At 70.2% G+C, this 9,633-nt stretch carries 9 protein-coding genes; 6 read left to right on the top strand and 3 right to left on the bottom strand.

Going from position 1 to position 9,633, the window contains the following annotated elements:
- A partial coding sequence (locus IBL25_RS21060) for a divergent polysaccharide deacetylase family protein (RefSeq protein ID WP_187780467.1) occupies positions 1 to 707 on the top strand: 707 nt, incomplete at its 5' end.
- An 8-nt stretch (positions 708 to 715) separates the two neighbouring features.
- Positions 716 to 1,201 carry an RNA pyrophosphohydrolase gene (locus IBL25_RS21055; RefSeq protein WP_187780466.1) on the top strand — a complete coding sequence of 162 codons (486 nt, stop codon included), beginning with the start codon at positions 716 to 718 and terminating at the stop codon, positions 1,199 to 1,201.
- Here the strand turns inward: IBL25_RS21055 and IBL25_RS21050 are convergent.
- The 3 genes from IBL25_RS21050 to IBL25_RS21040 all read right to left on the bottom strand — a co-directional run bounded on the left by IBL25_RS21050 (position 1,198) and on the right by IBL25_RS21040 (position 4,690).
- Positions 1,198 to 2,517, bottom strand: a complete 1,320-nt coding sequence (locus IBL25_RS21050; RefSeq protein ID WP_367615657.1) for a malonyl-CoA decarboxylase — start codon at positions 2,515 to 2,517, stop codon at positions 1,198 to 1,200. The genes IBL25_RS21055 and IBL25_RS21050 overlap by 4 nt on opposite strands.
- Before the next feature lie 273 nt (positions 2,518 to 2,790).
- On the bottom strand, positions 2,791 to 3,168 hold the full coding sequence (locus tag IBL25_RS21045) for a hypothetical protein (RefSeq protein ID WP_187780464.1): 378 nt from the start codon (positions 3,166 to 3,168) through the stop codon (positions 2,791 to 2,793).
- Between the two features lie 70 nt (positions 3,169 to 3,238).
- Complete coding sequence (locus tag IBL25_RS21040; RefSeq protein WP_187780463.1) at positions 3,239 to 4,690, bottom strand: NAD(P)H-hydrate dehydratase; 1,452 nt, start codon at positions 4,688 to 4,690, stop codon at positions 3,239 to 3,241.
- Between the two features lie 226 nt (positions 4,691 to 4,916).
- Between IBL25_RS21040 and IBL25_RS21035 the strand changes: the two genes are divergently transcribed.
- The 4 genes from IBL25_RS21035 to IBL25_RS21020 form a co-directional block, all read left to right on the top strand.
- Entirely contained in the window at positions 4,917 to 5,732 is an 816-nt protein-coding gene (locus IBL25_RS21035) for an ABC transporter ATP-binding protein (RefSeq protein ID WP_187780462.1), read from the top strand.
- Positions 5,722 to 6,606, top strand: coding sequence for an ABC transporter permease (locus IBL25_RS21030; protein WP_187780461.1), 885 nt, complete (start codon positions 5,722 to 5,724; stop codon positions 6,604 to 6,606). The genes IBL25_RS21035 and IBL25_RS21030 overlap by 11 nt, the downstream gene beginning before the upstream one ends.
- Positions 6,607 to 6,880: 274 nt before the next feature.
- Complete coding sequence (locus tag IBL25_RS27375) at positions 6,881 to 8,587, top strand: DUF4214 domain-containing protein (RefSeq protein ID WP_187780460.1); 1,707 nt, start codon at positions 6,881 to 6,883, stop codon at positions 8,585 to 8,587.
- Positions 8,588 to 8,635: 48 nt separating this feature from the next.
- Positions 8,636 to 9,633, top strand: a 998-nt coding sequence (locus tag IBL25_RS21020; RefSeq protein WP_367615656.1) for a reprolysin-like metallopeptidase, incomplete at its 3' end; no start/stop codon positions are given.

Here is a 9,633-nt window from a genome sequence, read left to right as displayed (position 1 = left end):
CGCCGCCCCTGCCCGGGCACGAGGCCGAAGCCACCGCCAGCCATGCCATTCCGCCGCCGGACCCGGCGCTGCTGGAAGCCAGCCCCGCCGGGCCGCTGCCGCGCATCGGCGCGGACGGAAGGCAGCCGCGCCTGGCCTATGCCCGCCCCTTCGACCGGGCCGATACCCGCCCCCGCGTGGCCTTGGTGATACCCGATGCCTCGGAAGCCGCGCTGCCCCGCCTGCCGGGTGCGGTGGCCCTGGCGCTGCCGGAAGCGCCCGCTTCCCTGCTGGCCACCGCCCGCGCACGGGGGCTGGAGACGCTGCTGCTGCTGCCGCCGGGCCTGGAGGCGCCGGAGGCCGCGCTGGGCCGCTTCGCCGGCTATGTCGGCGTGTTGGGCGCGGTGGAGCCCGGCTTGCAACGCACCTTCGCCGAACGCGGCCTGCTGGTGCTGGACCCCCGCCCGGGGGCCCCGCCGCGCCGCGCCTGGGGCCGCGCCGCCGACCTGCAACTGGAGAACGCGCCGACCCGTGGCGAGATCGATCGCCAGTTGGCGCAACTGGAGCGGCTGGCGCGGGAACAGGGCTCGGCGCTGGGCCTGCTGCCGGGCGCCCATCCGCTGATCGTGTCGCGCGTTGCCGCCTGGGCGGCGGAACTGCCGCAACGGGGGCTTGTGCTGGCGCCCGTCAGCGCCATGATCCGCCGTCCCAGCAGCGCCGAAAGGTAAGCCTACCCATGCCCGATCTGCCTTATCGCCGTAACGTTGGCGCCGCGCTGTTCAACCGCGCCGGCAAGGTGCTGATCGCCCGCCGTGCCGATCTCGGCAAAGGCGCCACCGCCGCCTGGCAATTGCCGCAGGGTGGGCTGGACGAGGGCGAGGACCCTCGTGCCGCCGTGCTGCGCGAATTGTTCGAGGAGATCGGCACCGCCAAGGCCGAGATCATCGGCGAGGTGCCGGACTGGCTGCATTATGACCTGCCGGCTGAGTTGATCGGCCATGCCCTGGGTGGCCGCTATCGCGGCCAGACCCAGAAGTGGTTCGCCCTGCGCTTCACCGGCGAGGACAAGGAGATCCGCCTGGACCTGGACCCGCATCCGGAATTCGATGCCTGGCGCTGGGCGGACCTTTCCGAGCTGCCCGCCATCGCCGTGTCCTTCCGCCGCGAGATCTACAAGCGGCTGACGCGGGAATTCGCCCGCTTCACGGTGCCGGTGGCCTAGCGGCCACCGCGCGCCAGCCGCCGCAAGGATGTGGGGGCGGCGCGGCTGCCCTCGCCCACATAGGCTTCGTGGTAGTCCTCGATCTTCATCGGGTCGTAGAGATAGTTGACCATGAAGCCGAGGCTCTCCTTCAGCCCCTTCTCCGAAGTGTCGCCGCGCCAGTTCACCCGCTCGATCCGCGCGCCGTTGGAGAGGTGGAAATGCCCCACCGGGTCGCGCGCCCGGCGGCCGTCCTTGCCGGTCTCCAGCACCAGATAGCGGGCGCAGAGGCGGGTCAGCACCGGCTCCGCCTTGCCGATCCAGGGCAGCGAGAGCGGACGGCGGGCAGCCAGCACCAGCCCGATGGCGGCATTGCCGTCCGGCGTGCCGGCGGCCTCGGCCAGGGACTTGGATTCCTCTTCCGTCAGCAGGTCCGGCGCGTCCTTCTGCTCCTCCAGCCAGCGGCGGAAGCCGGGGATGGGCGAGAGGGTGGAGAAGGTCTTGAGGCCGCGCATCTCCTCCGCCAGCAGGGTCACCACCCGCTTGATCAGCGAATTGCCGAAGGAAATGCCGTCCAGCCCGCGCTGGCAGTTGTTGATGGAATAGAAGATGGCGGTATCCGCCATGCGCGGGTCCAGCACCGGCGCCTTCTCGTCCAGCAGCTTCTGCACGGAGCCGGAAAGGCCCTGCACCAGCGCCACCTCCACGAAGATCAGCGGCTCCTCCGGCATCCGGGGATGGAAGAAGGCATAGCAGCGGCGGTCGGAATCCAGCCGGTTCTTCAGGTCGCGCCAGGTGCGGATCTTATGGACGGCCTCGTAGCCCACCAGCTTCTCCAGCAGCGCGGCGGGGGAGGACCAGTCGATCCGCCGCAGTTCCAGGAAGCCGAGGTCGAACCAGTTGGCCAGCAGCCCGCGCATGTCGCGTTCCAGCGCATGCAGCATCGGGTCCTGGCCCATCAGGCGCATCAGGTCCGCGCGCATATCCACCAGGAACTTCATGCCGTCCGGAATGGTGGTGAACTGGGTCAGCAGCTTCAGCCGTGGCGGCTCCAGCGCCTGGCGCAGCTTCGCCTTGGCGGCGGCGCGGCTGGCGGCATCCTTGGCGCCACTGACGGCGGCCATCGCGGCTTCCACCACCTTGAAGTCGGAGTCGAAGCTGGCGAGGGCCTGGAAGAAGGCCAGCTTGTCCACCGCCTCCGGCGCCGTCTGGTAGGACTGCGCCAGCCCGGCGGCGCGGGCGCGCGCGGAGACCTCGCCGCCGCGTGCTTCCAGGCAGGCGCGCATCCGCCCTTCCCAGGAGGCATCGGCGGCCGGCGACCCGACCGTGGCGGCCATGTCCCTCCACAGCAGGGACACGCGCTTCCAGGCCCGATCGAATAACCCGACTTCGGCGACGGCGACGTCTGACATCTGAACCCCCTTCGGCGACCGGGCGTCCCGCCACGGCGCTGAAACCTGGAGAAACATCTGGTGAGCATCCTGCCGGAAGCCAGGTCCTTCCGGAAGAAGTATCGCTCCTTAAGCGCGACAATCTCGTTCCATGAACTTCGCTGTCACGCCGGAGTTTACCAGCCCCCGCCAGACTACCCGCCGAAGATGTCCGCCACGTTACCGGCCGGCGATTCTCTGCCCACCCCGCACTGGTTCGGCGGCGGCGGAAAGCCGTGCGGAAGGGGGCAGGCGCAATGTCAGGAACTGGCCGAAGCCCGGCATGGCGTACCAGCTTTCGATGCCGAGGCCCTGGGGTGGCAGCTCCTGCAGCACACCTTCCTGGAGCAGCTTCGCGGCGATCTGTTCGGGCGTCGCGGCCTCTTCCGGCGGCAGGAAGAGGCTCACCAGCAGCGTGCCGTCGCCCTGGGCAGGTGCCGGTGCCTCGGCCCGTGCCGGCAGGGTCATCGCCAGCAGCAGGGCCAGCAGCAGGTGCCGCAGCTCCGGCAGCCGGCGGGGCGGCTGCTTGAAGATCGGCCGGGTTCGACGCCGCAGCATGGTCCCCTCCTCCTGCCATCCAGGATGAAACTGGAACGACAGGAGGGTGGGAGCCGTTGCGCGTGAATGTTCAGCGCGTGGCGGCGATCCAGGCGGCGCGTAGTTGCGGCAGGAGGTCCTCGGCCACCAGCGGCGTGCCGGGGGCGGCGCCCGCCAGTGCCAGGGTCGCGGCCTGCCCGTGCAGCCAGGCGGCGGCGCAGGCGGCCTCGAAGGGCGGCAGATTCTGCGCCAGCAGGCCGCCGGCCAGCCCGGCCAACACATCGCCACTGCCGGCCGTGGCCAGGGCGGGCGGGGCATTGTTGTTGATGGCGGCGCGCCCATCCGGCGCGGCGATGATGCTGTCCGAGCCCTTCAGCACCACCACGGCCCCCGTCACGGCGGCGGCCATGCGCGCGGCGGCCAGCCGGTCCCGCCGCAGGGCGCCGAAGACCTTGGCGAATTCGCCCGCATGCGGCGTCAGGATGGCGGCACCTTGCAGGGTATGCGGCTGGCCGGCGGCGGCGGTCAGCGCGCCGCCATCGGCGACGACATGCCGCCCGGCCTCCACCACCCGGCGCAGCAATGCCAGCGTTTCCGGGCGCGGCGGCAGGCCGGGGCCGAGCACCCAGGCACTGCGGCGCTCATCGGCCAGCAGGTCCTCGGGCGGCGGGGCGGACACCAGCAGGCCGGGTTCACCCTGACGGAAGAGGGTAGCGGTGGCCGTATCCTCGGCGGCCAGGGTGACAAGGCCGGCGCCGATGCGGCGGGCGGACATGGCGGCCAGCCGCGCCGCGCCCGGCATGGCCGCGCCGCCAGGGATGGTGACATGGCCATGGCTGAACTTGTGGTGCTGCGCGCCACGCTCCGGCAGGCGCCACAGGCCCGGCGCGTTGCGGAAGGCACGCGGCGCCACACTGGCCAGGGCGGCTTCCGGCAGGCCGATATCCGCCAGCACCACCTCTCCGCACAATTCGCGGCCCGGCAGCAACAGGTGGCCGGGCTTCAGCCGGCCGAAGGTAACGGTCAGCGCCGCCTGGGGGGCGAAGCCGCGCGGCTCGCCGGTGGCGCCATCCAGGCCCGAGGGCACGTCCACCGCCACCAGCGGCACCCGCACGGCCCGCAAGGCCGCGGCCGCGGGCCCATCCAGCTCCCGCGACAGGCCGGCGCCGAAGAGCGCATCCACCACCAATTGCGCCCGAGCCAGGGTTTCCGGCGTGAAGGGCAGCACCGGGCCGCGCCACTCGGCGGCGGCCATGGCGGCATCGCTGCCGGGGCGCGGCGGTGCCAGGGCGGCGACGGAGACCGGCCAGCCTTCCCGCTCCAGCAGCCGCGCCACCACGTAACCATCGCCACCGTTATTGCCGGGGCCGGCCAGGATCAGCGTGCGACAGGGCCGGAACCGCTTGCGCAGCGCCCGCGCCACGGCGGCACCGGCCGCCCGCATCAGCGCCGGGCCGGAAGCACCGCCGGCTATGGCGGCACGGTCCACCGCCGCCATCTCATCCGGGGTCAGGAGGGCAAGCGCGGAGGGTGACGGTGTCATGCCGGCAGGCTAGCGCATTGGCACTGTTTGGCCAGGGACCAGCGCGGGTTGCGGCAAGGCGCTGCCCAAGGCGAAGGCAATACGCATTTTCCGAATGCAGTGGTGCGGTTCATCTGGCGCAACAAGCAGCAATTCCCTGTTCCACCGCCCGCCTTGGCGCTTGCCTCTCGCCCGCCGCAGCCGCCAGTTTGCCGCATCGGGGCTCGAGGCGGGCAAAGGGATTGGCATGGTGGCGGAACGGCCTTTCGTCGAGATCGACGGAGTCTCGATGCGGTATGGTGGCGCGGAAGGGACGCTGGCGCTGAAGGATGCCAGCCTTTCCGTTGGCCGGGGCGAGTTCGTCGCGGTGGTGGGCCCCTCCGGCTGCGGCAAATCGACCCTGATGCGGCTGGTGACGGGGCTCTGGCCTTCCTCCGCCGGCAGCGTGATCGTGGCGGGGCGGGAGGTGGACCGGCCGCTGTCCATCGCCGGCATGGCCTTCCAGAACCCGACGCTGCTGCCCTGGCGCACCATCCTGGACAATGTGATGCTGCCGCTGGAGGTGGTGGAGCCGCACCGCCGTCAGCTTCGCGCCCAGCGCGCCATGTATGAGGAGAAGGCGCGCAAGCTGCTGGCCATGGTCGGGCTGGCGGGCTTCGAGCAGAAATTCGCCTACCAGCTTTCCGGCGGCATGCAGCAGCGCGCCAGCCTCTGCCGCGCGCTGGTCCATGACCCGCAGTTGCTGATGCTGGACGAGCCCTTCGGCGCGTTGGACATCTTCACGCGTGAGGACCTGTGGGAACAGTTGCAGCAGGTCTGCCTGACGCTGAAGCCCACCGTCATCCTGGTCACGCATGACCTGAAGGAAGCCGTCTTTCTGGCGGACCGGGTGCTGGTGATGTCCTCCCGCCCCGGGCGCATCCTGGCGGAGCGGCGCATTCCCTTCCCGCGTCCCCGCCTGCTGGAGGACACCTACAAGCCCGGGTTCCAGGCCCTGGTGCATGAGCTGCGCGACCATATCAGCGCCGCCCGCCGGGGCGAGGAGATCCTCGATGCCGTCTGACACCGCCCTGCCCGCGCCCGCGCCTGCCCTCCGCAAGGGCGAGGCCAATGCCCGCCGGGTGGAGGCGCTGGTCCTCGCCGCCCGCCGCCGCCGCCGGCTGCAGAAGCTGCTGCCCTGGCTGATCATCCTGGGCAGCTTCCTGGTCTGGGAAGGCCTCGTGCGCGCGATGCAGATCCCGGCCTTCGTGCTGCCCGCCCCCTCCGCCATCGCGGAGAGCATGGTGAAGTGGTGGTGGCCGCTGATCGACAATGCCTGGCAGACGCTGCTGACCACGCTGGTGGGCTTCGCGCTCGCCATCGTCTTCGGGCTGGCGCTGGGGGTGGCGATCGGCTCCTCCACCCTGCTCTACCACGGGCTCTACCCGCTGCTGATCGGCTTCAACTCGGTGCCCAAGGTGGCGGTGGTGCCGATCCTTGTCATCTGGTTCGGCATCGGCACCGTGCCCGCCATCATCACCGCCTTCCTGATCTCCTTCTTCCCCATCGTGGTGAATGTCGCGACCGGCATCGCGACGGTGGAGCCGGAACTGCGGGACGTGCTGCGCGCCCTCGGTGCCCGGCCTGGCGACATCATTCGCAAGGTGGGGCTGCCGCGCGCCATGCCCTATTTCTTCGCCTCGCTGAAGATCGCCATCACCGTGGCTTTCGTCGGTTCCATCATGGCGGAAACGGTGGCGGCCAATAAGGGCATCGGCCACCTGATGATCCTCGCATCCTCCCGCTTCGACGTGCCGCTGGTCTTCGCCGGCCTCATCGTCACCGGCATCATGGGCGTGCTGATGTATGCCTTGGCCGTGGCTATCGAGGAACGAACCACGGGCTGGGCTATGCGCGGCCAGGCGGAACAGAACGTGACGCCGCTCACCGGAGCTTGACCCCGGATCGGGCCTGAATCCGGCTTCGGGCGGCCATCCTGACAGCGATATGTCTTGCGGCGGCCTGTTCCGGCGGGTCATTCCAGAATAGCGCCGGGTGAAGGCCTGGCGCCGCTTCCCGGACCGGGAAGTGCCCGCCTTGCCGCCGCCGCGCCATGGTCCAGGCACCGTTTGCCTGCGGGGCCGGTGCGGCATCCGCCCCCTTCGCGGAAGCAAGGCGCCACCTGGATCCAGGCGCCGGAAAGGCGTCGTTGCACGGCACGGATAAACGCCCTTGGCTCTCTCCTCGACCGCCAGGACCCTCATTCTTGGCGACAGCTACACCTGGAACGGTGGTTCCCATCAGCCCAGCCTTGTCACCTACAGCTTCGCCAATGCCGCCACCGGCCCGAATGGCACAACCAGCCCATCCACCCCATGGGGCGCCTTCAACGAGGCGCAGCAGGGGGCGGCGCGGCAGGCCCTGGCGTCTTGGGAAAGCGTCTCCGGCATCCGCTTCGTCGAGGTGCCGGATACCATGCAGGGCGCCGGCATCGACCTGCGCTTCCAGATGACGCGGCTGGGCGACACCTATGCGGGCCTGACCTATTACCCGCAGGTCGGCGATGTCAGCCTCAACATCGACCTCTATGCCAATGATCCCCTGCCACGCGGCAGCTACGGCTATCTCGTGCTGCTGCACGAGATCGGCCATGGGCTGGGCCTGAAGCACCCCTTCGACGACTATCCGACGCTGCCCGAGGCCCAGAACAATTTCGATACCACGGTGATGTCCTACCCGAAGCAGGGCATCGGCACGCCGGACAACCTGCGCGCCGCCGATATTGAGGCGATCCAGTATCTCTACGGCACGCAGCAGGACAGGGATAACTTCCCCATCCAGTGGGGCTGGGACGCGGCGCTGGGCGGCATCCGGCACCAGGGCAACGATGCCTCGCAGACCATCGAGGGCACGGACCTGCGGGATGTCATCCTGGGCCTGGGCGGTGACGATACCCTGCTCGGCCACGGGGGCAACGACGTGCTCCATGGCGGCACCGGCAACAACCGGGTGAATGGCGGCAGCGGCATCGACACCCTGGGCACCGACCTCCTCCGCCAGCAGGCGTCGCTGACCTATGGCAGCTGGTCCTATCAATCGGACCTGGACCACAAGAGCTTCAGCGGCCTGCTGGCAGGCGGGGGCGAGCATACCTCCGCCAATGATATCGAGGTCGTTGCCTTCTTTGACGGCCGGCTGGTCTTCGATGCCAATGACCCGGCGGCGCAGGTCATGCGGCTCTACCAGGCCGCGCTGGGGCGCCTGCCGGACCCGGTGGGGCGCGATGGCTGGACCGATAGCCTGGCGCAGGGCGCCAGCCTGACTTCCCTGGCCCAGGGCTTCTTGAACAGCGACGAGTTCCAGGGGCGCTACGGCGCGCTGGACAATGGCGGCTTCGTCGCCCGCACCTACCAGCTGGCGCTGGGCCGGGAGCCGGACGCGCCTGGCCTTTCCTCCTGGCTGTCTCAGCTGGATGGCGGCATGAGCCGGGCGGAGCTGCTGGTGGGCTTCAGCGAAAGCGCCGAGAACCGCGGCCGCACCGACGGCGTGCTGTCCCAGGGCCTCTGGGATGCCGACCGCCAGGTGGCGGATATCGCCCGGCTTTACCAGGCGGCGCTGGGCCGTGCCCCGGAGGTGGATGGGCTGCGCTTCTGGGACAGGCAGATCGACGCCGGCATGACGGTGACGCAGGTGGCCGAGCGCTTCACCGTGAGCGATGAGTTCAACACCCGCTTCCCCAATGCCTCGGACGTTGATTTCGTGCGGATGGTCTACCAGAACACCCTGGGCCGCCCCGCCGATGCGCCGGGCGAAGCCTTCTGGCTGGACCATCTGGCGCATGACATGACGCGCGGGCAAGTCGTCGCTGGCTTCGCCGACAGCACCGAGTTTCTGCAGGTGAGCCACGCCCTGACGGAGAACGGCATCGCCTTTGCCTGAGCTTTAACGATCCTTTTGCATTTGAGAGATATGTCTGCAAAATGAGACGTGCCCCATGACGCTCTCATTGCCTCTCTGCTCGCCGGCCCCGCCTTCACCTGGAATGGCGGGGATGGCACCCCGGTGCTCCTCAGCTTCTCCTTCGCGCGGGATGGGCTGAACACCGGCACTGGCGCGCCGGCTGGCTGGGCCGCCTTCTCCGCAGCCCAGATGGCCGCGACGCGTGAGGCCCTGGCGGCCTGGGGCGCAACCACCGGCCTGCGCTTTGCCGAAGTGCCGGATACCTCCGGTGGCGCCGGCATCGACCTGCGCTTCCGGCTGGAGATGCTGGAACCCTGGTACAGCAACGGGCAGGCCGTCCTGGCGCCCGGGGGCGACATCGCCCTCAACCTGCGTCTTTTCGGCAGCGACAGCCTGGCAGCCGGGCGCCTGGGCCATGAGGCGCTGCTGCATGAGATCGGCCATGCCCTGGGGCTGAAGCACAGCTTCGAGGGTCCCGGCGCATTGCCTCCGGAACTCGACAGCCGCGACACCACCATCATGTCCTATACCCGCGGCGCCGGGGGCGTCGCTTCGGCCCCGCGCCCGCTGGACCTGGCGGCGGTGCAGGCCCTCTACGGCACGGCCGGGGAAGCACCGGAGGCCCAGGTGGCATGGGACGGCATGCTGGGCCGTCTGCGCCTCACGGCCCTGGCGCCGGCGCAGACCCTGCGCGGCACTGAGTTGCCCGACCTGCTGCAAGGCCTTGGCGGCGACACCCTGCTCGGGCGCGGCGGTGACGATTGGCTGCACCCGGCCCCGGAGAGCCTCGCGCGGCCCGGCCTTGTGGATGGCGGCAGCGGCTTCGACACGCTGTTCATTGACCTGCCGGCCGAGGGGCTGAGCCTGGCCATGACCGGCCCCGGCCAGGGGCGGATCGGCCAACTGGACTTCACCGCCGTGGAGGCCCTGCGCTTCCTGGATGGCTACCTTGCCATGGATGCGGCGGGCCCGGTGGCGGATATCGCCCGCATGGCGCGCCTCGCCACAGGCCAGAGGCCGGGGCC

It is taken from the genome of Pseudoroseomonas ludipueritiae, assembly GCF_014490445.1.
GTDB lineage: Bacteria > Pseudomonadota > Alphaproteobacteria > Acetobacterales > Acetobacteraceae > Pseudoroseomonas > Pseudoroseomonas ludipueritiae.
Note: the sequence above shows the minus strand (reverse complement) of the source record. Positions and strands in the feature narration are given on the sequence as shown.